General features: G+C 72.8%; 19 protein-coding genes and 1 pseudogene. 11 read left to right on the top strand and 9 right to left on the bottom strand.

What is annotated here, in order from left to right; all coding sequences use genetic code 11:
* Positions 1–190 precede the first annotated feature (190 nt).
* Complete coding sequence (gene dxs, locus ACGF12_RS05890; RefSeq protein WP_393026061.1) at positions 191–2,095, top strand: 1-deoxy-D-xylulose-5-phosphate synthase; 1,905 nt, start codon at positions 191–193, stop codon at positions 2,093–2,095.
* Positions 2,096–2,256: 161 nt separating this feature from the next.
* Positions 2,257–3,783, top strand: a complete 1,527-nt coding sequence (locus ACGF12_RS05895) for an ArnT family glycosyltransferase (RefSeq protein WP_393026064.1) — start codon at positions 2,257–2,259, stop codon at positions 3,781–3,783.
* Between the two features lie 111 nt (positions 3,784–3,894).
* On the opposite strand, the gene ACGF12_RS05900 is transcribed toward ACGF12_RS05895, so the two are convergent.
* The 5 genes from ACGF12_RS05900 to ACGF12_RS05920 form a co-directional block, all read right to left on the bottom strand.
* Positions 3,895–6,042 carry a 3-hydroxyacyl-CoA dehydrogenase NAD-binding domain-containing protein gene (locus tag ACGF12_RS05900; protein WP_393026066.1) on the bottom strand — a complete coding sequence of 716 codons (2,148 nt, stop codon included), beginning with the start codon at positions 6,040–6,042 and terminating at the stop codon, positions 3,895–3,897.
* Positions 6,043–6,044: 2 nt separating this feature from the next.
* Positions 6,045–7,262, bottom strand: a complete 1,218-nt coding sequence (locus ACGF12_RS05905; protein WP_393026069.1) for a thiolase family protein — start codon at positions 7,260–7,262, stop codon at positions 6,045–6,047.
* 246 nt (positions 7,263–7,508) lie between these two features.
* The gene (locus tag ACGF12_RS05910; protein ID WP_393026071.1) at positions 7,509–8,750 is read right to left on the bottom strand and encodes a ribonuclease D; all 1,242 of its coding nucleotides are present in this window, start codon (positions 8,748–8,750) and stop codon (positions 7,509–7,511) included.
* 206 nt (positions 8,751–8,956) lie between these two features.
* Positions 8,957–9,673: a response regulator transcription factor gene (locus ACGF12_RS05915; protein ID WP_030288221.1), complete on the bottom strand. Its 717-nt coding sequence runs from the start codon at positions 9,671–9,673 to the stop codon at positions 8,957–8,959.
* Positions 9,674–9,993: 320 nt separating this feature from the next.
* Entirely contained in the window at positions 9,994–10,656 is a 663-nt protein-coding gene (locus ACGF12_RS05920) for a DUF3000 domain-containing protein (protein ID WP_387620787.1), read from the bottom strand.
* A gap of 203 nt (positions 10,657–10,859) precedes the next feature.
* Between ACGF12_RS05920 and hemE the strand changes: the two genes are divergently transcribed.
* Positions 10,860–11,906 (top strand): uroporphyrinogen decarboxylase, encoded by a 1,047-nt coding sequence (gene hemE / locus ACGF12_RS05925; RefSeq protein ID WP_393026334.1) that lies wholly within the window; start codon positions 10,860–10,862, stop codon positions 11,904–11,906.
* A 130-nt stretch (positions 11,907–12,036) separates the two neighbouring features.
* On the opposite strand, the gene ACGF12_RS05930 is transcribed toward hemE, so the two are convergent.
* A complete protein-coding gene (locus ACGF12_RS05930) occupies positions 12,037–12,477 on the bottom strand; it encodes a DUF523 domain-containing protein (RefSeq protein WP_393026075.1) in 441 nt (146 codons plus the stop codon).
* A gap of 55 nt (positions 12,478–12,532) precedes the next feature.
* On the opposite strand from ACGF12_RS05930, the gene ACGF12_RS05935 reads away from it, so the two are divergent.
* The 3 genes from ACGF12_RS05935 to hemQ are packed head-to-tail and all read left to right on the top strand — an operon-like array spanning position 12,533 to position 15,314.
* Positions 12,533–13,123 carry a Uma2 family endonuclease gene (locus ACGF12_RS05935; RefSeq protein ID WP_393026078.1) on the top strand — a complete coding sequence of 197 codons (591 nt, stop codon included), beginning with the start codon at positions 12,533–12,535 and terminating at the stop codon, positions 13,121–13,123.
* 38 nt (positions 13,124–13,161) lie between these two features.
* Complete coding sequence (gene hemG, locus ACGF12_RS05940; RefSeq protein WP_393026081.1) at positions 13,162–14,592, top strand: protoporphyrinogen oxidase; 1,431 nt, start codon at positions 13,162–13,164, stop codon at positions 14,590–14,592.
* Entirely contained in the window at positions 14,589–15,314 is a 726-nt protein-coding gene (hemQ, locus tag ACGF12_RS05945) for a hydrogen peroxide-dependent heme synthase (protein WP_380614165.1), read from the top strand. The genes hemG and hemQ overlap by 4 nt, the downstream gene beginning before the upstream one ends.
* Positions 15,315–15,383: 69 nt before the next feature.
* Here the strand turns inward: hemQ and ACGF12_RS05950 are convergent, their stop codons facing one another.
* From ACGF12_RS05950 to ACGF12_RS05960, 3 genes and pseudogenes are all read right to left on the bottom strand, one after another.
* On the bottom strand, positions 15,384–16,166 hold the full coding sequence (locus ACGF12_RS05950; RefSeq protein ID WP_393026084.1) for a TIGR04222 domain-containing membrane protein: 783 nt from the start codon (positions 16,164–16,166) through the stop codon (positions 15,384–15,386).
* Between the two features lie 69 nt (positions 16,167–16,235).
* A complete protein-coding gene (locus ACGF12_RS05955) occupies positions 16,236–17,294 on the bottom strand; it encodes a TIGR04222 domain-containing membrane protein (protein ID WP_393026087.1) in 1,059 nt (352 codons plus the stop codon).
* Between the two features lie 28 nt (positions 17,295–17,322).
* Positions 17,323–18,596, bottom strand: a pseudogene (locus tag ACGF12_RS05960) (DUF692 domain-containing protein).
* A gap of 266 nt (positions 18,597–18,862) precedes the next feature.
* On the opposite strand from ACGF12_RS05960, the gene ACGF12_RS05965 reads away from it, so the two are divergent.
* The 5 genes from ACGF12_RS05965 to ACGF12_RS05985 all read left to right on the top strand — a co-directional run bounded on the left by ACGF12_RS05965 (position 18,863) and on the right by ACGF12_RS05985 (position 24,095).
* A complete protein-coding gene (locus ACGF12_RS05965; RefSeq protein WP_393026090.1) occupies positions 18,863–19,789 on the top strand; it encodes a GNAT family N-acetyltransferase in 927 nt (308 codons plus the stop codon).
* Between the two features lie 134 nt (positions 19,790–19,923).
* Positions 19,924–20,709, top strand: a complete 786-nt coding sequence (locus ACGF12_RS05970) for a hypothetical protein (protein ID WP_393026093.1) — start codon at positions 19,924–19,926, stop codon at positions 20,707–20,709.
* Positions 20,710–20,830: 121 nt separating this feature from the next.
* Positions 20,831–21,841 (top strand): MBL fold metallo-hydrolase, encoded by a 1,011-nt coding sequence (locus ACGF12_RS05975; RefSeq protein WP_393026096.1) that lies wholly within the window; start codon positions 20,831–20,833, stop codon positions 21,839–21,841.
* A 47-nt stretch (positions 21,842–21,888) separates the two neighbouring features.
* The gene (locus ACGF12_RS05980) at positions 21,889–23,667 is read left to right on the top strand and encodes an ATP-binding protein (RefSeq protein ID WP_393026098.1); all 1,779 of its coding nucleotides are present in this window, start codon (positions 21,889–21,891) and stop codon (positions 23,665–23,667) included.
* Positions 23,664–24,095 (top strand): roadblock/LC7 domain-containing protein, encoded by a 432-nt coding sequence (locus ACGF12_RS05985; protein ID WP_393026101.1) that lies wholly within the window; start codon positions 23,664–23,666, stop codon positions 24,093–24,095. Before ACGF12_RS05980 ends, ACGF12_RS05985 begins: the two co-directional genes overlap by 4 nt.
* Positions 24,096–24,138 lie beyond the last annotated feature (43 nt).

Here is a 24,138-nt window from a genome sequence, read left to right on the forward strand (position 1 = left end):
GCACCCCCGGCCCCACCTCCCGGAATGGCGGTAACCCGTCGGTGGCACCGGGCGTGCCGGTCGGTGTCCGGCAAGCGGACATTAGACTCGACCGGTCGGCACCGACCGCGACCGCCGGCCTGCCGCCGGACCGGGCAGCGACGCCCGTCGGACCGTCCGCGGTCCGCGAACACTGAACGAGGAGGAACGGGTGGCCCTGCTGACCCGCATTCGGGGACCGCGCGATCTCGACCGGCTCACGCCCGGACAGCTGGCCGCACTGGCCCAGGAGATCCGGTCCTTCCTGGTGACCGAGGTCTCCAAGACGGGCGGCCACCTCGGCCCCAACCTCGGCGTGGTGGAGCTCACCATCGCGATGCACCGGGTGTTCGACTCGCCGCGCGACCGCATCCTCTTCGACACCGGTCACCAGAGCTACGTCCACAAGCTGCTCACCGGCCGCCAGGACTTCTCCCGGCTGAAGATGAGCGGCGGCCTGTCCGGCTACCCGTCCCGCGCCGAGTCCGAGCACGACGTGATCGAGAACTCGCACGCCTCCACGGTCCTCTCCTACGCCGACGGCCTGGCCAAGGCCAACCAGCTGCTCGGCAAGAACGACCCGGTCGTCGCGGTGATCGGCGACGGCGCGCTGACCGGCGGCATGGCCTGGGAGGCGCTCAACAACATCGCCGACGCCAAGGACCTCCCGATCGTCATCGTCGTCAACGACAACGAGCGCTCCTACTCCCCGACCATCGGCGGGATGGCCAACCACCTCGCCACGCTGCGCACCACCCAGGGCTACGAGCGCTTCCTGTCCTGGGGCAAGGACGCGCTGCAGCGCACCCCGGTGGTCGGCCAGCAGCTGTTCGAGACGCTGCACGGCGCCAAGAAGGGCCTCAAGGACTTCATCGCCCCGCAGGGCATGTTCGAGGACCTCGGCCTCAAGTACATCGGCCCGATCGACGGCCACGACCTGACCGCCCTGGAGTCCGCGCTGACCAAGGCGCGCGGCTTCGGCGGCCCGGTGATCGTGCACTGCCTCACCGAGAAGGGCCGCGGCTACCACGCCGCCGAGAACAACGACGAGGACCGCTTCCACGCCGTCGGCGTGATCCACCCGGACACCGGCCTGCCGGTCAAGAGCTCGGGCAAGGACTGGACCTCGGTCTTCGGCGAGGAGATGGTCGCGCTCGGCCACGAGCGCGAGGACATCGTCGCCATCACCGCCGCGATGCTCCACCCGGTCGGCCTCGCCCCCTTCGCCAAGGCCTTCCCGGACCGCATCTTCGACGTCGGCATCGCCGAGCAGCACGCCGTCACCAGCGCGGCGGGCCTGGCCACCAACGGCCTGCACCCGGTGTTCGCGGTCTACGCGACCTTCCTCAACCGGGCCTTCGACCAGGTCCTGATGGACGTCGCCCTGCACAAGCTGGGCGTCACCTTCGTGCTCGACCGGGCCGGTGTCACCGGGACGGACGGCGCCTCGCACAACGGCATGTGGGACATGTCGATCCTCCAGGTCATCCCGGGCCTGCGGCTGGCCGCCCCGCGCGACGCCGACCAGGTCCGCGCCCAGCTGCGCGAGGCCGTCCTGGTCAAGGACGCCCCGACCGTGGTCCGCTACTCCAAGGGCACGGTCGGCCCGGCAGTCCCCGCGGTCGCCAAGGTCGGCGGCATGGACGTGCTGCGCGCCGCCGAGGAGCCGAGCGGTGCGCACCGCGCCGACGTGCTGATCGTCTCGGTCGGCGCGATGGCCCCCACCTGCCTGGAGGTCGCCGACCTGCTGGCCGCCCAGGGCATCACCGCCACCGTCGTGGACCCGCGCTGGGTCAAGCCGGTCGACCCGGCCCTGCCGGGCCTGGCCGCCGAGCACCGGGTGGTCGTCACGATCGAGGACAACGGCCGTACCGGCGGCGTCGGCGCGGCCGTCGCGCAGGCACTGCGGGACGCGGACGTGGATCTGCCGGTGCGCGACTTCGGCATCCCGCAGGAGTTCCTGGACCACGCCAGCCGGAACGAGATCCTGGCCGAAATCGGCCTGAACGCCCCCGACATCGCCCGCAAGGTGACCGCCCTGGTCGCCAGGCTGGACGTGGCGCCGGTCGAGGCCTGAGAACGGCCTGGCGGAACGGGCCCCGGGAACCGTCCCGACCCGTTCCGCCGACGACTGGTTGTCGTCGCTCCGTAACAGTTCGTCGCGGAACAAGCTGACAATCGCACTGAAAGGCGGGACCGGCGCCACCCGCGCCGATCCCGCCCGGTAGGTTGTCAACCGTGCCGACCCCCACCCGCCTCCGCCCCGCCGGACTGGCCGAGCGCCTGCCCGAGCGTGTCCGTACCCACCTTCGTCAGGGGTACTGGACCAGGCTGGTGCCGGCGCTCGCGCTCGTCGCACTGCTCACCCACATCCCCTCCTTCGCCCGGCCCGTCTGGAGCCCGGACGAGGGCTTCCTGGCCACCCAGGCCCGGATGCTGGCGGACGGCGGCGTGCTCTACGACACCGTGGTGGACCGCAAGCCGCCGCTGCTCCCCTGGCTCTACCAGGCCTGCTTCGCCGTCTTCGGCTCCGCCTCGCTGTGGCCGCTGCGCACCCTCGCGGTGGTGGCCCACCTGGTCACCGCGATCCTGCTGGCCTCGATCGCCCGCGGCCGCTGGGGCAACCGCGCCGGTGCCGGGGCCGGACTGCTCTACCTGCTGGTCTCCATCGGGCTCTCCCCGGAGGACACCCAGGCGGCGACCTTCGAGGTCTTCATGCTGCCCGCCATGGTGGCCGCCTTCCGGTACGCCGAGCGCCGCCGCTGGCTGGCCGCCGGCATCGCGGTCGCGCTCTGCTCGCTGACCAAGCAGACCGGCGGCGCCGTCATGCTGCCGGTGCTCTGGATGCTGCTGCAGGACGCCCGCCGACGAGGGGTGCGCTGGCCGCCCGCGCTGTTCAAGATCGGGTTCGGCTTCGCGCTGCCGATAGCGCTGGTCGCGGTCATCCTGACCAAGCCCAAGGGCTTCCTCTTCTGGGTGGTCACCGGCAGCGGCGACTACGCCTCCTTCGGCGGCGCCTGGCTGCAGATGCTCGGCCGCGCCTTCGGCAACCTGGGCATCCTGGCCGCCGCGGGCCTCGGCTTCCTCTACCCGGTCGGCCGCCGGCTCTGGTTCAAGTACCGCCACCGCCCGCTGCCGGTGGCCGGCGAGGAGCACGGCTCGACCACCGACCTGTGGGTCTGGCTGCTCTCCTCGGCCGTCGCGGTCAGCGTCGGCTTCCACTTCTTCGGCCACTACTACCTGCAGCTGATCCCCCCGCTGGCGCTGCTGGGCACCGGGGCGGTGGCCACCTCGGCGATCCGCTGGAAGCCCGTCCTGGTGTACACCACGGTCGCCGCCACGGTCTTCTGGGGCCTGGCGCTGGCCTGGCCGGGGGAGCAGATGAACCGCAACACCGAGGTCGCCACCGCGGTCGCCGCCCAGACCACCCCCAAGGACACCGTGCTGGTCTGGGGCATGCACCCCGAGCTGTACTGGCTGGCCGACCGCAAGCCCGCCACCCGCTACCTGACCGCGGGCTTCCTCACCAACTACAGCGGCGGCAAGGACGGCAGCCCGAACGTCGGCGAGCAGTTCAGCGTCAACAACGCCTGGCAGACCTTCGACAAGGAGCTGGCCAACGGCCTGCCCGAGGTCTTCGTGGACGACTCCGGCATCTCCCCGTACCAGCCGGTGATGGTCCCCCGGATCGAGAACCTGCTGGACACCCACTACGAGATGATCGGCGTCATCGGCGACACCGTGGTGTACCGCCTCAAGCACTGAGCACAGCCGCCCCGGGCACCGGGCACAGCCGTGCCGCCCCGGGCACCGGGCACGTACGGAAGGAGCCCCCGGCGACCAGGTCGCCGGGGGCTCCTTCCGTAGCGCTACGCCTTACGCGGGCACCGAGGCCACGCCGGGGGCGAGGAACTTCTTGCCGGTCACCCGCTCCGAGACGCCCTCACGGTCCAGGTACGGGGTGATCCCGCCCAGGTGGAAGGGCCAGCCGGCACCGGTGATCATGCAGAGGTCGATGTCCTGTGCCTCGGCGACGACACCCTCCTCCAGCATCAGGCCGATCTCCTGGGCCACGGCCTCCAGGGCGCGGTTCAGGACCTGCTCCTCGGTGAGCACCGAGTCGCCGAAGGTCAGCAGCTCCAGCACCTCGGGGTCGAGGACCTGCTTGCCGTCCACCCAGGTGTAGAAGCCGCGCTTGCCGGCCTTGACCACCTTGCCGAGGTTCTCGGAGACGGTGAACCGCTCCGGGAAGGCGCCGTGCAGGGTCTCCGAGACGTGCAGGGCGATGGCCGGGCCGACCAGCTCCAGCAGCACGATCGGGGACATCGGCAGGCCGAGCGGCTCGACGGCCTTCTCGACGCTGGCGATCGGGGTGCCCTCGTCGATGATGTTCTGGATCTCGCCCATGAAGCGGGTCAGGATCCGGTTCACCACGAACGCCGGGGCGTCCTTGACCAGGACCGAGGTCTTCTTCAGCTTCTTCGACACGGCGAAGGCGGTGGCCAGCGACGCGTCGTCGGTCTGCTCGCCGCGGACGATCTCCAGCAGCGGCAGGATCGCGACCGGGTTGAAGAAGTGGAAGCCGACGACCCGCTCGGGGTGCTTCAGCTTCGAGGCCATCTCGGTGACCGACAGCGAGGAGGTGTTGGTCGCCAGCACACAGGTCGGCGAGACCACGTTCTCCAGGTCCGCGAAGACGGTCTGCTTGACGCCCATCTCCTCGAACACGGCCTCGATGACGAAGTCCGCGTCGCCGAAGGCGGCGGCCTTGTCGAGCGAGCCGCTGACCAGGCCCTTGAGGCGGTTGGCCTTGTCCTGGCCGATGCGGCCCTTGCCGAGCAGCTTGTCGATCTCGGCGTGGACGTAGCCGACGCCCTTGTCGACGCGCTCCTGGTCGATGTCGGTGAGGACCACCGGCACCTCCAGACGGCGGGCGAACAGCAGCGCCAGCTGCGAGGCCATCAGACCGGCGCCGACGACGCCGACCTTGGAGACCGGGCGGGCCAGCGACTTGTCCGGCGCGCCGACCGGGCGCTTGGCCCGACGCTGCACCAGGTTGAAGGCGTAGATGCCGCTGCGCAGCTCGCCGCTCATGATGAGGTCGGCCAGGGCCGCGTCCTCGGCGTCGAAGCCGGCCTGCAGGCTGGCCTTGTCGGCGAAGTCGGCGTCCTTGACGGCGGCGATGATGTCCAGCGCCTTGTAGGCGGCCGGAGCGGCGCCGTGCACCTTGCCGTCGGCGACCAGACGGCCCCAGGCGACGGCGTCGTCCCAGGCCTTGCCGCGGTCGATCGCCTCGCGCTCGACGGCGACGTCGCCCTTGAGGACCTTGGCGGCCCACAGCAGCGACTGCTCCAGGAAGTCGGCCGGCTCGAAGATCGCGTCGGCGATCCCCAGCTCGAACACGTCCTTGCCCTTGAGCTGCTTGTTCTGGTTCATCGAGTTCTCGATGATGACCTTGACGGCGTTACCGGCACCGATCAGGTTCGGCAGGATGGTGCAGCCGCCCCAGCCGGGGACGAGGCCGAGGAAGACCTCGGGCAGCGAGAAGGCCGGAACGCCCGCCGACACCGTGCGGTAGTCGCAGTGCAGGCCGACCTCGACGCCGCCGCCCATGGCCGCGCCGTTGTAGAAGGCGAAGGTCGGGACGGGCAGCGCGCCGATCCGCTTGAAGACCTCGTGGCCGCCCTTGCCGATGGCCAGCGCGTCCGCGTGCTGCTTGAGCAGCTCGACGCCCTTGAGGTCGGCGCCGACCGCGAAGATGAACGGCTTGCCGGTGATCGCCGCGCCGACGATCTTGCCCTCGGCGGCCTCGGCCTCGACCTGGTCCAGCGCCTCGGACAGCTTGAGCAGCGAGCCCGGGCCGAAGGTGGTCGGCTTGGTGTGGTCGAAGCCGTTGTCCAGGGTGATCAGGGCCAGCTTGCCGGCCTGCAGCGGCAGGTCCAGGTGGCGCACGTGGGCGGTCGTGACGACCTCGCCCGGGAACAGCTCGGCGCCGTGCTGGAGCAGCTCAGTCGTGGTGCTCATGGTCACTTACCACCCTCGAAGTGCGGGTTCTCCCAGATGATGGTGCCGCCCATGCCGAAGCCGATGCACATCGTGGTGAGGCCGTAGCGGACGTCCGGGCGCTGCTCGAAGCGGCGGGCCAGCTGGTTCATCAGGCGCACGCCCGAGGAGGCCAGCGGGTGGCCGAAGGCGATCGCACCGCCGAACGGGTTGACCCGCTCGTCGTCGTCCGCGATGCCGTAGTGGTCCAGGAAGGACAGCACCTGGACGGCGAAGGCCTCGTTGACCTCGAAGGCCTGGATGTCGTCGATGGTCAGACCGGCCTTGGCCAGCGCCTTCTCGGTGGCCGGCACCGGGCCGATGCCCATGACCTCGGGCTCGACGCCCGCGAAGGCGTAGGAGACCAGGCGCATCTTGACCGGGAGGCCGAGCTCCTCGGCGACGTCCTCGGCGGCCAGCAGCGAGGCGGTGGCACCGTCGTTCAGACCGGCCGAGTTGCCCGCGGTGATGTTGCCGTGCGGGCGGAACGGGGTCTTGAGGTTCGCCAGGCTCTCCATCGTGGTGCCCGGGCGCATCGGCTCGTCCACGGTGGCCAGGCCCCAGCCGGTCTCGCCGACCTCGGGGTTGGTGTTGCGGATCGAGATCGGCACCAGGTCGGGCTGGATGTCGCCGTTGGCGTACGCCTTGGCGGCCTTCTCCTGCGAGCGCACGGCGTAGGCGTCGCAGCGCTCCTTGGTGATGTGCGGGAACCGGTCGTGCAGGTTCTCCGCGGTCATGCCCATGAACAGGGCGGACTCGTCGACCAGCTTCTCGGAGACGAATCGCGGGTTCGGGTCGACGCCCTCACCCATCGGGTGGCGGCCCATGTGCTCTACACCGCCGGCCACGACCACGTCGTACGCGCCGAAGGCGATGCCGCCGGCGGTGGTGGTCACGGCGGTCAGGGCGCCGGCGCACATGCGGTCGATCGCGTAACCGGGAACGGACTTCGGCAGGCCGGACAGCAGGGCGGCGGTGCGCCCGATGGTCAGACCCTGGTCGCCGATCTGCGTGGTGGCCGCGATGGCGACCTCGTCGATGCGTTCGACGGGCAGGTTCGGGTTACGGCGCACGAGCTCCCGGATGCACTTGACGACGAGGTCGTCCGCGCGGGTCTCGTGGTAGATGCCCTTCGGGCCGGCCTTGCCGAACGGGGTGCGGACGCCATCGACGAAGACGACGTCCCTCGCGGTACGAGGCACGGGGGCTCTCCTCCCAGGGACCAACATTTCGAGGTGGGCGGGCTGCCGCCGGTGAAGACCCGAGCGGCGCCGCATCACCGTCATGCTACCCGCCGGTAACCAACCTGCCCAGGCCTCTCGGAGGGTTCGGACCATGTGTCCCGCGACACGTCCGACCAGGAAGGCTTCCCGGACACGTCGAAGGGGATGCCGTCCGGACGGACGACATCCCCTTTTCGGAGTCATGCCTCGGGAGCGCGGCCCGGGTCAGCCCTGGGTCGAGGCGGCGGCGAACGCGGCGGCCACCGGCGGCGCCACCAGGTCGACCTGCCACTGCCGGGCGCCGAGCCGGCGCAGTGCGGCGGCCACGCCCTCGGCACTCGGCTCGACCGGCGGCTCCCAGGAGACCCGGCGCACCAGGTCCGGGGTGATCAGGTTCTCGGCCGGCAGGTTGTGACGCTCGGCCAGGTCGCTGACGGCGGCGCGGGCACCGGAGAGCCGGGCGGCGGCCACCGGGTCCTTCTCGGCCCAGGCCCGCGGCGGCGGCGGTCCGTCGTGCGGCGCGGCGGCCGGCGGCAGCTGGTTCTCCGGGATCTCCCGGCCGCGCTGCACCGCCGCCAGCCACTGGTCCAGCTGGCGCCGGTGCAGCCGCGGCCCGAAGCCCTGGACGGCCTGCAGCGCGGCGATGTTCAGCGGCATGGCCAGCGCGGCGTTGACGATCGCGGCGTCCGAGAGCACCCGGCCGGGGGAGACGTCGCGCTCCTGCGCTATCCGGTCGCGGGTCAGCCACAGCTCGCGCACCACGGCCAGCTGGCGGCGCCGGCGGACCTTGTGCAGCTGCGAGGTGCGCCGCCACGGGTCGGTGCGCGGGGCCGGGCGGGGCGCGGCGGCGATCGAGGCGAACTCCTCCAGGGCCCAGCCGAGCTTGCCCTGGGCGTCCAGCTCCTGTTCGAGTGCGTCGCGCAGCTCGACCAGCACCTCGACGTCCAGAGCCGCGTAGCGCAGCCAGGGCTCGGGCAGCGGGCGGGTGGACCAGTCGACCGCCGAGTGCTCCTTGGCCAGGCTCAGCCCGAGCACGTTCTCGGTCATCGGCCCGAGGCCGACCCGGGCGAAGCCGGCGATCCGCCCGGCCAGCTCGGTGTCGAACAGGCGCTGGGGTCTCATGCCCACCTCGGCCAGGCAGGGCAGGTCCTGGGTGGCGGCGTGCACCACCCACTCGGCGTCCGCGATGGCGGCGCCCAGCCCGCTGAGGTCGGGGCAGGCGATCGGGTCGATCAGGGCGGAGCCGGCACCCGCGCGGCGCAGCTGGATGAGGTACGCCCGCTGCCCGTAGCGGTAGCCGGAGGCGCGCTCGGCGTCGACGGCGACCGGTCCGGTGCCCGCGGCGAAGGCGGCGACCGTGGCGGCCAGCGCCCGCTCGTCCGCCACGACGGGCGGGATCCCCTCCTTCGGTTCGAGGAGCGGGACCGGGGCTGCTTCTTCTGGGATGGCTGCTACGGCGTCGGTCACCCCCCAAGGGTACGACGGTCCCCGGAACTGGGAGTGTTGTCGGACTGGTCAGACCGTTACGGGCGGCGGCGAAGGTGCCGTCCGCACATGGCTGTGGCGGTTGCCCCGATGCCTGCGGCGGCCGCTCCCACGCCTGCGGCGGCTCAGAAGGAACGTTCCTCCTGAGCCGCCGTTGTGGTTCGACAAACAGTTCGGGTTCGATCGGCTCAGTGGATGATTCCGGTGCGCAGTGCGACCGCGACCATGCCCGCGCGGTCCCCGGTGCCGAGCTTGCGGGCGATCCGGGCCAGGTGGCTCTTCACGGTGAGCGCGGACAGGCCCATCGCCACGCCGATCGCCTTGTTCGACTGGCCCTCGGCGACCAGCCGCAGCACCTCGACCTCGCGGCCGGACAGTTCGCGGTAGGCGGCCTGCTGCGGGCCCGGCGCACCGGGGGCCCCGGGCGCTCCCGGAGCACCGGCGGCGCCCGGCATGCCCGGCATCCCGGGGCGGCGCATCCGGCCGGCCAGTCCGGCGGCGCCGAGCGGCAGGCCCGGGCGGCCGGGCATCGCGACATTGGTGCGGGTGCCGGTGACCACGTAGCCCTTGACGCCGCCGGCCAGCGCGGAGCGGACCGCGCCGATGTCGTCGGCGGCCGACAGTGCCAGGCCGTTGGGCCAGCCCGCGGCGCGCGTCTCGGCGAGGATGGTCAGCCCGGAGCCGTCCGGCAGGTGGACGTCGGCGACGCAGATGTCGCGTGGGGTGGAGACCCGGGGGCGGGCCTCGGCGATCGAGGACACCTCGATCACGTCGCGGACGCCGAGCGCCCACAGGTGGCGGGTGACGGTGTTTCGGACGCGGGGATCGGCGATGACCACCATGGCGGTGGGCTTGGTCGGGCGGTAGGCGACCACGTTTGCGGGGTGCTCAAGAAGGACCGACACCAGGCCTCCTGCGGGGAGTGGCGGACGGAACCCCGATGGGGGCGGTCGGAGTGTTCCGCGTTCGGAAAGGGTCACAGTCTGCTTCGGCAGCAACCGTGTCCGGCTTTAGCGAAAGATCACGATCTAGTGAGTAACAATACGGACAAATCGCGCATGTGACTGATGCGACATGCTTGGAATTCGTACAAAATCGATCAGAAACGTCACTGATCGGTCGCTTCTGACCAGCTAATTGACGCAGAGCGGGATCGAAGTCACACTCCGTCAGTCCTGGGGGTGGTGTCGGGGCGGGAGGTGCCGCCCGGCCCGGACGCCACTCGTCAGTGCGACCGCGGGCGTCGCCGGGCGGGCATCGGGACCACCCCACCGAGTGACGTGACCTCGGCCGGCGGCTGCGCGGTCGGGGTGGCCGGTGGCAGCCCGGCGCTGATGCAGAGCAGATCCCCCCAGGCCGCCAGGTGCCGCTCGAACCGGCCGTCGGCCGGCGTCCAGGAGGCCCGGATCTCGATCTCGGTCGAGGACGGACGGTCCGCCAGACCGCCGAAGTACTGCGACGCGCACCGGGTCACCGTGCCGGACGGCTCCGCGTACCCGGCGCCCTGCGCCTGCAGCGCGTCCATCAGCCAGGCCCAGCCGACCTCGGAGAGCATCGGGTCGCCGGCCATCTCCGGTTCCAGCTCGGCCCGGGTCATGGTGACCACCCGGAACTCCCCGTTCCAGGCCTCCTGCCCGGCCGGGTCGTAGAGCAGCACCAGCCGGCCGTCGGCCAGCTCCTCGCCGTCCACCTCCACGGTGGCGGTCAGCGCGAACGCGTGCGGGGCGAGCCGGCGCGGGGCCGGCGCGGGGGAGAGCTGGAGCTCGGGCCGGAGCCGCGCCCCGCTCAGGGCCTCCACGGCGGCCCGGAACTCGCTCGGCGCCCCCTCCCGACCCGTTCCGCCACCTGCTCCGCCACCCTGCGTGGGGTGCCCGCCGACCGCTGCCATGACCCGAAGACTAGGTCGAAAACCCGGGTTATCGCCGCAACTTCCGTCCGAGCGGCGTGCCGGAACGGCAAACCCGGACAGATCTTGGAGGAACCGACGAGGCCGCCCGGGGAGGACGGTCCGAGGCGCATGCGAAGATTTGACCCGTGAGCGAGACTACGGCAGACCCGACGGCGGCCCCCCTCGAAGGCCGACCCACCCCCGTGCGCCGCGGCGCCGCGCACGACTCCGCGTTCCTGCGCGCCTGCCGGCACGAGCCGGTGCCGCACACCCCGGTGTGGTTCATGCGCCAGGCGGGCCGCTCGCTGCCCGAGTACCTGAAGGTCCGCGAGGGCATCCCCATGCTGGAGTCCTGCATGCGGCCCGAGTTGGTCAAGGAGATCACCCTGCAGCCGGTGCGCCGGCACAAGGTGGACGCGGCGATCTTCTTCAGCGACATCGTGGTGCCGCTCAAGGCCGTGGGCATCGACGTGGACATCAAGCCCGGTATCGGTCCGGTCATCGCCGATCCGATCCGCACCTTCGAGGACCTCCAGCGGCTGCGCCCGCTGGAGCCCGACGACGTCCCGTACGTCACCGAGGCCATCGGCCTGCTGGTGGACGAGCTCGGCGAGACCCCGCTGATCGGCTTCGCGGGTGCGCCGTACACCCTGGCCAGCTACCTGGTCGAGGGCGGGCCGTCCAAGAACCACGAGAACACCAAGGCCATGATGTACGGGCAGCCCGAGCTGTGGGCCGCCCTGGTGGACCGGCTCGCGGACATCACCTCGGCCTTCCTGAAGGTGCAGATCGAGGCGGGCGCCTCGGCGGTCCAGCTGTTCGACTCCTGGGTCGGCTCGCTCGCGCCGGACGACTACCGCCGCTCGGTGATGCCGGCCAGCACCAAGGTCTTCGACGCCGTGGCCCACTACGGGGTGCCGCGGATCCACTTCGGCGTCGGCACCGGCGAGCTGCTCGGGCTGATGGGCCAGGCCGGCGCGGACATCGTCGGCGTCGACTGGCGGGTGCCGCTGAACGTCGCCGCCGAGCGGGTCGGCGCGGGCAAGGGCCTGCAGGGCAACCTCGACCCGGCGGTGCTGTTCGCGCCGACCAAGGTCGTGGAGACCAAGGCCCGCGAGGTGCTGCACGCCGCCCAGGCGCTCGGTACCAGCGGCCACATCTTCAACCTCGGCCACGGCGTGCTGCCGTCCATGGACCCGGACGCGCTCTCCCGCCTGGTCGCCTTCGTGCACGAGGCCAGCGCGCGCTGACGCGTCGAACCACGGCGGCGGGCCCTCCGGTCACGGCGGGCCCGCCGCCGTCGTTCAGCCCCCTCGGCGCCTCCCCTCAACTTCGTTGACAGGCCTCCCCGTTGAGGCGGGAGTGCCGGTCGGGCACGAGCTATCCGGCGGTCACCTCGATCCCCGCCCGCCGCAGCAGCGCCGCCGTCACCCCGTCCCCGGGCCGCAGCTCCCCGGTGAACGTTCCGTCGTACACCCGCCCGCAGCCGCACGACGGACTGCGCGCCATCAGCAGCGCCCGCCGCGCCCCCGCCGCCTCGGCCGCCGCCAGCGCCGCCCGGGCACCGGACGCGAACTCCTCGGTGCGGTCGGTCCCGGTCGTGTCCACCACCCGCGCCCGCCCGTCGAGCACGTCCGCCCCGTCCCCACCCACGATCTCCGCCGCCGGCCGAGGCGTCGGCAACCCACCCGCCCCCTCCGGGCAGACGACGACCGCGCGCCCCTCCTCGACCAGCCGTACGGCCTCCGCCGAGGTCTTCGCCCGCCCGTCATAGCGACAGGGAATCCCAGCCAGACACGCACGCACCACGATCGGTCCCATAGCACACAGAGTAAGTAGCGGCTCGCCACGCCCCGGAAGTCGCTATCTTGGGACCATGAGCGAGCTGCCGGACTGGATGTACGCGCCCAGGCAAGAGGGCTGGTTTGCCGAGGACCTCGACCACCTGCCGCAGGCACCGCGGCACACCGAACTCATCGATGGAGCACTGGTCTTCATGATGTCCCCCCAGCGCCCCTGGCACAGTTGGGTTGTATCGGGCCTGAACGTGGCGCTGGAGAGCATCGTGCCGGATGGGATGTGGCCGGAGCGTGAGATCACGATCAAGCTCGACCGCCTCAACCGTCCGGAACCCGACGTGATGGTCGTGACTGCCGAGCCCGATCCCAACCGCACGTGGTACGACCCAACCGATGTCGTGCTGGCCGTCGAAGTCGTGTCGCCGGAGTCCGTTCACCGCGATCGCACGGTCAAGTTCCGCAAGTACGCCGACGCCGGCATCCCGCACTACTGGATTGTCGAGGAGGAGGACGGCCTGCCGGTGGCGCACGTCTATGAGCTGGACGAGGTGACCTCCTCATATGTCGCGGCGGGGATCTTCCGGGGCAAGCTGGAGCGGCCGGTGCCGTTCCCCGTCGTCATCGATCTCGACAAGCTCGTATCCCGGTGGAAGCGCGCGAGCAGCTGATTGAGGCATCCGCGTAAAGACCTGCGAGACTGCGAGGCATGTCGGATGCACAGGTCGTCGTCGTCGGTGGTGGGATCGCGGGGCTGGCTGCGGCCGCCTTCCTGAGCGGGGTGGCCGGGGGGCCGGCGCGGGCCCGGGTGACGGTGCTGGAGGCGTCGGGGCGGGTCGGCGGGAAGCTGTGGGGCGGGGAGGTCGGCGGGGTCCGGGTGGACCTCGGGGCCGAGTCGGTGCTGGCGCGGCGGCCGGAGGCGGTGGAGCTGGCGCGGGCGGTCGGGCTGGGGGACGAGCTGGAGCCGCCGACCACCGCGAAGGCGGCGATCTGGACCAGGGGCGCGCTGCGGCCGCTGCCGGGCGGGCAGGTGATGGGCGTCCCGGGAGACCTGGAGGCGCTGGCCGCCTCCGGGGTGCTCACCGCCGAGGGCCTGGAGCGGGCCCGGCACGAGCGGGGGACCGAGGTCGGGGCGGACGTCGCGATCGGACGCTACGTCGCCGACCGGCTCGGCCAGGAGGTGGTGGACCGGCTGGTCGAGCCGCTGCTGGGCGGCGTCTACGCCGGGCGCTCCGACGAGATCTCGCTGCGCGCCGCCGTGCCGCAGCTGCTGCCGATCGCGCAGGGCGGCGGCTCGCTGGTCGAGGGGGTGCGCGAGCTGGCCTCCCGGCCGACGGTGGTCGGCACCCCGGTGTTCCAGGGGCTGCGCGGCGGCCTCGGCACCCTGCCGGAGGCGGTCGCCGAGGCCTGCGTCAAGGCGGGCGTGGACCTGCGCACCGACACCCCGGTGGACGAGCTGCGCCGCACCCCCGAGGGCTGGCGCGTGGTCGCCGGCGGTGAGGTGCTGCACGCCGACGCCGTGGTGCTGGCCGTCCCGGCCCCGGCCGCGGCCCGGCTGCTGCGCGCGGACGCCCCGGCGGCCGCCGTCGAGCTGGACACCGTCGAGTACGCGGGCATGGCGCTGGTGACCCTGGCGTTCCGCCGCGCCGACCTGGCCGAGCCGCCCAGCGGCAGCGGCTTCCTGGTGCCGCCGGTGGACGGGCGGCGGATCAAGGCCTCGACCTTCTCCTCCAACAAGTGGGGCTGGCTGGACCGCTCCGCCCCGGACTCCTTCCTGCTGCGCACCTCGCTGGGCCGCTACCGCGAGGACGAGGCGCTGGAGCTGCCGGACGAGGAGCTGGTGGCCCGCTCGCTGGCGGACCTGGAGGAGGCGATCGGGCTGACCGCCCGGCCGTACGACACCTTCGTCTCGCGCTTCACCGCCGGCCTGCCGCAGTACCCGGTGGGCCACCTGGACCGGGTGGCCCGGGTGCGGGCGGCGGCGGAGGCGGTGGGCGCGCTGGCGCTGTGCGGCGCCGCGTACGACGGGGTGGGCATTCCGGCCTGCATCGGTTCGGCGGCCGCCGCCGCGGCGGCCATCGACAAACTGTTGACCCCGGCGACCGGGGAAGGTTCCACGGAGAGGACAATGGGCGCATGACTGAGACCGTTGAGCAGCAGCCGGAGCAGCAGCCCGAGAAGAAGAAGGCGCGCGACCTGAACCAGGTCATCCGCTACACCATGTGGTCGGTGTTCAAGCTCAAGGGCGGCCTGCCCGAGGACCGCACCGCCCTGGCTGCCGAGGTGGACGAGCTGTTCGCCCAGCTGGCCGCGAAGGACGTGACCGTGCGCGGCACGTACGACGTTTCCGGTCTGCGCGCGGACGCCGACATCCTCGTCTGGTGGCACGCCGCCGACTCGGACGACCTGCAGGAGGCGTACAACCGCTTCCGTCGCACCGGCCTGGGCCGCCACCTGGAGCCGGTCTGGTCGAACATGGCGCTGCACCGCCCGGCCGAGTTCAACAAGTCGCACATCCCGGCCTTCCTCGCCGACGAGCGCCCGCGCGACTACGTCTGCGTCTACCCGTTCGTCCGCTCCTACGAGTGGTACCTGCTGCCGGACGCCGAGCGGCGCGCGATGCTCGCCGAGCACGGCCAGATGGCCCGTGGCTACCCGGACGTGCGGGCCAACACGGTCGCCTCGTTCGCGCTCGGTGACTACGAGTGGCTGCTCGCCTTCGAGGCGGACGAGCTGCACCGGATCGTCGACCTGATGCGCGACCTGCGCCCCTCCCGGGCCCGGCTGCACGTCCGCGAGGAGGTCCCGTTCTTCACCGGCCGCCGCAAGCCGGTGAGCGAGCTGCTGAACGGCCTGGTCTGACCCGCGTCCTACGGAGGCCGGTCCCCTGCGTACGGGGGGCCGGCCTCCGGTCGTTGCCACGGGCGCGGGTTACGTCCGGTGCGGGCGGAGGGCGGCGCGCAGGCGGGGGTCGGGGAGGGCGGCGGGGCCGTTCATGGCGACGGCGGTGAGGAGTTGGCGTTCCTCGTCGTCGGCGAGGCCGTGCTGTCGGGTGGGCCGGACCTCGCGCAGGACCTCCTGGCCGATGGGGGAGGCCCAGCGGGTGTAGGGGTAGACGTCGACGCGGGCCATCAGCAGGGTGCCCGAGGTGAGGATCAGCGGCAGGGAGAACCAGGCGAGCGGGGCGAGGGTGTCACCGCCGGTGAAGCCGCTGAGGGAGAGGGCGGCGGCGAGCAGGGCCAGGGTCAGCAGCAGGGCGTGCCGGACGTGGCGGACCACCACCACGGTGTTGCGCTGCACCAGGGCCGGGGTGGCCAGACCGGCCAGCGAGAGCCGGGCGCCGATCTCCAGCACGGTGGGGTGCTCGGCCATCGCCCGGCGCAGCTCGTCCGTGCGGCACTGGCCCTCGGGGCCGACGGTGGCGATGATCGCGCGCTCCAGGCGGCTGCGGCCCTTGGGGTCGACCACGGTGGTCCAGCCGGTGTGGGCGAGGTGCAGGCGTCCCCGGCCGGCCATCAGGACGAGGGCGAGTTCCACCACCCGGTCCGGGCCGCCGGCCAGGTAGGCGGTCTCGTACAGACCGATGCCGACGGCCTCCGGTGGACGCAGCAGGTCCTGATCGGCCAGGGCGTCGGCAGCGGCGGTCATCCGTACCAGCCGGAGGCAGGCCAGCACCGCTGCGACACAGGCCGGGATCAGGAACAGCAACCACATGGGCTTGTTCTATGCCTGGGCCGACGGCGTGGGGAACGGCTTCCCGGAGCGCGATACCGAACTGTGACGTCAGGAGCCGCCACAGCTGCTCCCACAGCTCGAACCACAGCTGGACCCACAGCTGGAACCGCAGCTGGAGGAGGACCCGCAGCTGCTGGAGTGCGAGGAGCCGCACGAGGAGTGGTGCGAGGACCCGCAGGAGGAGTGGTGCGAGGAGCCGGAGTCGGGAGAGCCGCAGGACGAGGTGCTCGACGAGCAGGAGGAGCCCGAAGAGGAGGAGCCCGACGAGGAGGACGAGGAGGAGGAGAAGGACGAGGACGAGGACGCCTGCCGGATCGCCTCCTCCTCGGCCGCCGCGGCCAGCATCGCCGACTCCAGCTCCTGGTTGTCCAGCGCGGCCGCGGCCATTCCGCCGAGGGCGACCGCGCCCAGCATCGCGCCGCCCGTCAGCTTCGGCGAGACACCGGACTTGGGCGTCCACGGGCTGCCCTGCATCAGGGTCAGCTGGCGCTGCCCGGCCGGGGTGACCCGGCCCTTGGGTGCCGCGGTGGTGACCAGCGCGACGGCGCCGGCGAACAGCAGGAAGCCCGGGATGAAGAGGTTGGGGCGGTCGGAGAGGATCTCGCCGTTGTCGAGCAGCAGGGAGACCGGGATGGAGGCCGCGACGAGGAGCATCGTCTGCCAGAGCAACCGGCGGGCCTTCCGGGCGTGCCCCAGCCGTTCGGGGCGGCGCGTCAGGCCGCGATCGGCGAGCCGGTCGCCGATCTCCTGGACGGCGGCCGAGCGCATCACCATGCGCCGCAGCGGGCCGAGTTCACGGCTGCCGGTCGGGCCGACGGCGTCGTGGATCGCCTGGTCGACGGCGTCGTAGGGCTTGGCGCCGGTGAGGGTGACCAGGCCGGCGCGGTTGACCACGGCCTGCTCGCCGAGGTGCATCCGGACCATCGCGGTGTCGAAGACCCGGCCAGGGCCGCCGGCCAGGAACGCGGTGTCCAGCAGCGGCAGTCCGCGGCCGGGCAGGCCCTGCGGATACGGGACGTGGCCGACCCGCTGCCGGGTCTGGACGGCGTACAGGGCGGCGGCGGCCAGCAGGACGGCCGGGATCAGGAAGTAGCTGTTGTGCCACATGGGCGGTTCCCCCGAGGATGACGTCGGTTCAGCGTTCGCGCAGGGCCCGGCGCAGACGGGCGAGCGGGCCGGGCGGCCGCTCGGGCGCCGGGTGGAGCCACAGCTCCAGGGCCCGGCGGAGGTCGGCGGCGAGCGGGCCGCCGTCGGTGCGCACCCACTCGGCGAAGGCCCGGGCGTCAGCGCGGTAGCCGCCGGTCTGCGGGTGGGTGCGGGCGTAGTCGAGGAAGAGCGGCCCGTACTGTGCCCCGAGCAGGCGGGGCAGGTCGGGGACGACCTTCGCGGTGGTGTCGCGCCGTTTGGCGGCGAGGCCGGTGGACTGGGCGCGGACCTGGTCCGGGTCGAAGCCGGGCGGGACGGGCCCGCCGGCCACCAGGGCGGTCATCAGCTCCTCCTGGCGCCGGGCGAGCCGCTGCCTGGCGATGTCGGTCGCGGATGCGCTTTCCAGGTCGTTCATCGCGGGGTGCTCCCCTCCAGCACCCGGCGGATGGCGTCCAGTTCACCGGCCAGCTCGGTGGGCGGCGGGAAGTCGGCGTCCCGTTCCAGCAGGACGCCGGGCGGTGCGACCCGCGCGCAGAGTTCGGCCAGGACCTCCAGCACCGGTTCGGTGACGGGGTGGGCGTGGGTGTCGTGCCAGACGCCGTCGACCAGGGTGCCGCCCGCGACGTGCACGTAGGCGAGCGCCTCCAGCGGCAGGCGGTCGAGTTCGGCGGCCGGGTCGGTGCCCAGGTTGACCCGGTTGGTGTGCAGGTTGGCGACGTCGATCAGCAGCCGGACGCCGGTGCGCTCGACCAGTTCGGCGAGGAACTCGCCCTCGGTGAACTCGTCGTCCGGCCAGGCGAGCTGGGCGGCGATGTTCTCCAGGGCGAGCGGCACCGGCAGCTGCTCCTGGGCGATCCGGACGTTCTCGGCGATCACCCGCAGGGAGTCCCGGGTGCGGGGGACGGGCAGCAGGTGGCCGGCCTCCAGGCCGCCGGCCCGAACGAAGGCCAGGTGCTCGGTGACCAGCGGGGAGCCGAGTGCCAGCGCCGCCCCGGCGAGTTTGCCGAGCCGGGCGGGGTCGGGCAGGTCGGCGCCGCCGAGGCCGAGGCCGACGCCGTGCGGGACGACGGTGACGCCGCGCTCGCGCAGGACGGTGAGCGAGGTGGGCAGGTGGTCGGCGCAGATGTTCTCGGCGACCACCTCGACCCAGTCCAGGCCGGGTTGGCGCTCGACCACGGTGTCGATCTCGGTGCGCCAGCCGAGGCCCACGCCGAGCCGGGTGGCGGTGGCGGAGCCGGGCAGGTCCAGGGCAGGGGAAGTCATCGGTTCGCCCCCTTCGGAGGGCTGGACGGGGAGGCCGTCGGGCGGTGCGGGCGTCGTCGCCAGGACCGCGCGGCCGTGCTGCTGAGGATGTCCCCGGGCGGGGTGGCTGCCAAGCCTCACCCGGTCTTCTCAGAGCATTATTTGAGCTTGCCGTCCTGGTGCTGACGGACTTTAGTCCCCGGCCCGGGGCAACCCCGCAGGTGGGGTGGCCCGGCGGCGGGAAAATCGGAGGCGGCGACGGGCCGGCGCGGATAGCGTGCGAACCCATGACTTCGACCGAACCGACGATCCGTGACTTCCGCCCCGCCGACGCCGAGGCGGTGGCCACCGCCCACCGGGCCGGGCGCGAGCACCTGGTGATGACCGCCGAGGCCCTGCTCTGGCTGAACGCCCAGCAGAATCCCGACCAGCACTTCCGCACCTTCGTGGCCGAGTTGGACGGCCGGGTGGTCGGCGCGGTGCGCTGCGGCCTGGTGCTGGGGACGACGACCACCGGCGTCGGCTACGCCAACGGCAGCGTGCTGCCGGAGTTCCGGCGGCGCGGCGCGGCCACCGCACTGCTGGCCGCGGCCGAACGGCACCTGGCCGGGTACGGGGTGGCCGAGCTGCACAGCTGGCTGGACGACGTGCCCGGTTCGCTGGCCTTCGCCACCGCCCGGGGCTACGAGATCGGGCGCGAGGCGCAGTTCGGCGGGAGGGACCTGACGCTGCCACTGCCCCAGGCGCCGGTCCGGCCGGCCGGTGTCGAGCTGCGCCCGGCCACGGACTGGGCGGACGATCCGCGCCCGCTGTTCCTGGTGGAGGCGGACGCCATCCGGGACGAGCCCGGGGAGGTGCCGATGGACGCCCTGGAGTACGAGGAGTGGCTGCGGGGCGACTGGGCCCGACCGGACCTGGACCTGGGACTGACCGTCGTCGCGGTGGTGGACGGTGAGCCGGCCGCGTTCACCATGGCGCAGACCGACGGGGTGGACCGCTACTGGTCCGCGTTCACCGCCTGCCGCCGGGAGTTCCGCGGCCGCGGTCTGGCCAAGCTGGCCAAGCTGGAGTCGCTGCGGCTCGCTGCGGCGGCCGGCTACCGGAGCGCGTACACCAGCAACGACATCACCAACGCGCCGATGCTGGCGGTCAACGCGTGGCTCGGGTACGAGCGCTGTGCGGGGGAGCGCAAGGGGATCAAGCGCTTGAAGTAGTCCACGTGCGGTGATCCTGACGGCCGGAATCGCCGCAAGGGGGGTATTTTCGGCCACGGGCGGGGACTTAACCAGGGCGCACAGTTCGTGGTCGAGTCTTCCTCCGGGGGGATGATATGGAGATCCTTCTCCAGGTGCTGATCGCATCGGTTCCGGCGGTGATCGGTTTCCTCGCGGCCCGTTCCCTCGCCCGGACCAGGCTGTTCCTGCGGTACGGCTTCCTGCGGGTGCTGCTGGCGCCGTACAGCCGGGTGCAGATCATCACGCCGAGCCTTGAGGTGGCGGAGTTCGCGTTCACCACGGACGGCTGCCAGCTCACCAGCCGCGGGCCGAAGAACGTGCTGTTCGTGCCGATGGCCGAGGCCAGGGCGATAGCGGAGCTCACCGACCTGCTGCGGAAGGTCAACCGGAAGGCCACCATCGAACTGGTGGTGGCCGGTGCCCAGGATCCACGGATGCCGACCTTCTCGATCGGCGGTCCGAGCGTCAACTCCTACTCCGCGGGCGTGCTGGACGCGGTGTTCCCGGACTTCGCCATCGAGTACCCGGACGAGGCCCGCGCCCGCTGGGGCGGGATGACCTTCGAGGCGCTGTACAGCCCGGCCGGGGAGCTGATCCGCGACCACGGCTTCATCTTCGTCACCCGTACGCCCCGGCACGCGCCGTGCATCGTGCTGTGCGGGGTGTTCGCCTTCGGCTCCGCGATGGCGGTGGAGGCGCTGACCGCGGCGAGCCGGAACTCGCCGTTGGCGGCACTGTTCCGCTCGGGGGAGAAGGGGTTCGTCGCGGTGGAGGGGCGGGTGATCGGTCTGGACACCGTGGACGTCACCGTCGAGGTCTGCCGCGTCCTGCCCTCACCCCGGTCCGACGTCCCGTCGGGGTTCCGGGGCGAGGTGTCCACCGGTCGTCCCGAGACCTGAGACGATTGGTCTCGACCATGCGGCGCGAAACCGGACAGCCCGGGAGGGACTGGGGCATGAACTCCGGCCGTCCGCGCAGGTTTTACCCCACTCCCGGCGCAAGGTGGGCATAATCGCGCGCATGACGATCAACCGTGCGAACGTGAGCGCGATTGCCGAGGACCTGTACGTGTGGCTCCCCCCGAAGCGGGGCTGGGGCCTGGCCAACTGCGGCCTGCTGGTCTCGGAGACCACCGCGCTCTGGATCGACACCCCGTACGACCCGTCGCTGGCCGGGGAGTTCCTCACCGCGAGCCGACGCCTGCTGCCGACCGGGGTGGAGATCGACCGAGTGGTCGTCACCCATGCCAACGGCGACCACCTGTGGGGCGCCGGGGTGCTCCCGGACGCCGAGGTGATCGCCACCCGCGAGGCGCTGGACCACATCCACTGGGAGCCCTCCCCGCAGCAGCAGCACGCGCTGATCGCCAACAGCGACCCGGACTCCCCGCTCGGCGGCTACCTGCGGGAGCACTTCGGTCGCTTCGACTGGTCCGAGACCGAGGCGGTGCACCCGGACACCGTCTTCACCGGCGAGCTGGAGCTCAAGGTCGGCCGCCACCCGGTCCAGATCACCAGCCTGCCCGCCGCCCACACGGGTGGGGATCTGATGGTCCACCTCCCGCACCAGCGCGCGGTGTTCACCGGCGACGTGGTCTTCTCCTCGACCCCCGAGCAGCCCGGCGACCACCCCTCGCACTGGGCCGGCCCGCTGGCGAACGTCATCGGCGCCTGCGAGCAGGCCCTCGCCACCGGCGCCGAGATCTTCGTCCCCGGCCACGGCCCGGTGCTCGACCGCGACGGCGTCCGCCGGCACATCGGCTACCTCGACTACGTCCGCGAGCGCGCCCACGCCCTGCACGGCGCCGGGATACCCGCACTGGACGCCGCCCGGCGGGTGATCGCCGAGCAGCGCCACCCCGAACTCGGCCTGCCCGAGCGGCTGGTGCTCACCGTCGCGGCCGAGTACCGGCACCTGGACGGCTCCGCCAAGCCCGGCATCCTGGAGTCGATGGGCCAGGTCGCCCTGGTGGCCCGCGAACTGGCCGAAGAAACCGCCCGCGTCCCGCGCCCGCGCTCCGGCCGGAACTGACCCCCCGCGGCCCAGGCGCCAGCCGGCCAGGACACCCGAGGACTTCGATGCAGATCGCGCTGATCGCCCTGGTGCTGGTCGCCGCCGCGGCCACGGTCGTGCTCTCCCGTGGCCGGGCCCGCGCCATCGCCCGGGCGACGGCCGCCGAGACCGCCCGCGACCACGGCGAGGAGCGCGCCCGGGCCGCCGAGGCCCGACTCGCCCGCGTCGAACAGGAGTTGCGCGACTCCCAGGAGGCCGTGCGGCACTCCGTCGAGGAGGCCCGCCGGGCCGGGGAACGCCACCGGGCCGCCGAGCGACAGGCCCGGGAGGCGCAGGAGGCCGTGCGGGAGGCCGAGCAGCGGGGCGCCGCCGCGACCACCCGGGCCGAGGAGGCCGAACGCCGGCTCGCCACCGCCGAGCAGCACGCCGCCGCCCTGCTCGCCGAGATCGGCCACCTCGCCCAGGAGCGGGTCGCCGCCACAGCCGTACGCCTGACGCACGCCAACGCCCCGCTGGTCGGCCCGCTCGACCCGGAGGCCGTCGGAGCCGAGGCCGTCCGAGCCCTGCAGTCCGTCCTGGACGCCGCCACCGCCGCCCTCGCCGACGAGCGCGAACGGGTCGACGCCGCCGCCCGGGCCGCCATGCGCGGCGCCACCTCCCGGATCCAGACCCTGCTCTACCAGATCCAGAGCCTGGTCCAGCAGCTCCAGCACGACAACGACGACCCCCGGCTGCTGGAGGTCGACTTCCGCAACGAGGTCGCGCTGCGCCGGATCCAGACCGTCGCCGTGCTCTGCGAGGCCTGGCCGGGCCTGGCCCGCACCGACTCCCCGCTCACCGAGGTGGTGGTCGGCGCGCTCTCCCGGGTGCCCGGCTACGCCCGGATCAAGGTCGCCAACCACCTGCGGGAGCAGCGGCTCGCGGTGGTTGCCCGGGCCGCCGAGCCGGTCGCCATCGCGATCGCCGAACTGCTCGCCAACGCCACCGCCTACTCCCCCCCGGAGACCGACGTGCCGGTCACCGTCCAGCAGGGCGGTCGCGGCGCGCTGGTGATCACCGACGACAGCGGCATCGGCATGGACGAGGACCAGCTGCGCCGGGCCCGCCGTCTGCTGGCCGGCCCGCCGGACGTGCTGCTCACCGAGCTCGGCAACCCGCCCAGGACCGGCTTCGCGGTGGTCGGCAAGCTGGCCCGGCAGTACGGCTTCACCTGCCACATCGAGCCCTCGCCGTACGGCGGCATGCGGACCATCCTGCGGATCCCGGCCGCGCTGGTGACGGTGGTGGGCGAGGAGCAGCCGCTGTCGGTGCTCACCCCGCTGCCGCTGCGGGCCGGCGGCGGCCCGGCTCCGGCGCCCACGGTCCTGGCGCCCACGGTCCTGGCCGTGCCGCCGATGCGCGATGCCGACGAGCAGGACGGGCCGGTGCTCGACGACCGCCACAACCAGCCCGGCCCGCTCCCGGCGCCGGCCATCCACGCGTTGCCCAACCCCGGCCCTGACACCGCCCTCGACCCTGACACCGACCACGACCCCGACCCGGCCGCGGTCCGGACCGGCGACGGCAGCGGTCTGCCCACCCGGCGCCGCCGCCGTCCGCCGGCGGCCGAGCAGCCCGCCGGGGAGCCGACCGGCGCGTCCACCGACGCGACCGGCGGGCCCGGGGCCGAACCGAACCACCGCACCGCCGAGCGGGCCGCCGCCCACTGGCAGGCGCTCCAGCAGGGCACCGGCTCCGGCCGGGCCGTCGTGGCGCGGGCCGCCCGCGAGAGCGCCGTACCGGACGAACCCGGCACCACCGGTGACCGCACCACCGGCCCGACCTTAGAAGGAGCCGAGCAGTGAGCAACTCGCCCAGCCCGAACGCCACCGACGAGATCTCCTGGGTGCTGAACCCGCTGCTGGAGCTGCCAGGGGTGCTGCACGCGGTCGTCGCCACCGGTGACGGACTCGTCGAGGCCGCCTCCGACGGCCTCGGCCGGGCCTCCGCCGAGCGGGTCGCCGCGATGACCGCCACCGTGCACGCCGCCGCCCGCGCCTTCACCACCGCCTTCACCGACGCCGAGCGGCCTCGACTGGCCCAGACCGTGGTGGAGTCCGACCTCGGCTACGCCGTCGTCGTCCCGGCCGGGGAGAACACCTCGCTCGCCGTGTTCACCGCCCCGGACGCCCAACTCGGCAACGTGGCTTACCAGATGCAGCTCCAGGTCGCCGCCCTGGGCCGCGCGCTCGCCAGCCCGTCCCGGCGGCAGGACCCCACCGCAGGGTCATGAGCGAGCGAATCATCGAGAGGCGCGCATGAGCGAGCGGTGCGAG

The organism is Kitasatospora sp. NPDC048296, assembly GCF_043201815.1.
In the GTDB taxonomy this organism is placed as follows: Bacteria; Actinomycetota; Actinomycetes; order Streptomycetales; family Streptomycetaceae; genus Kitasatospora.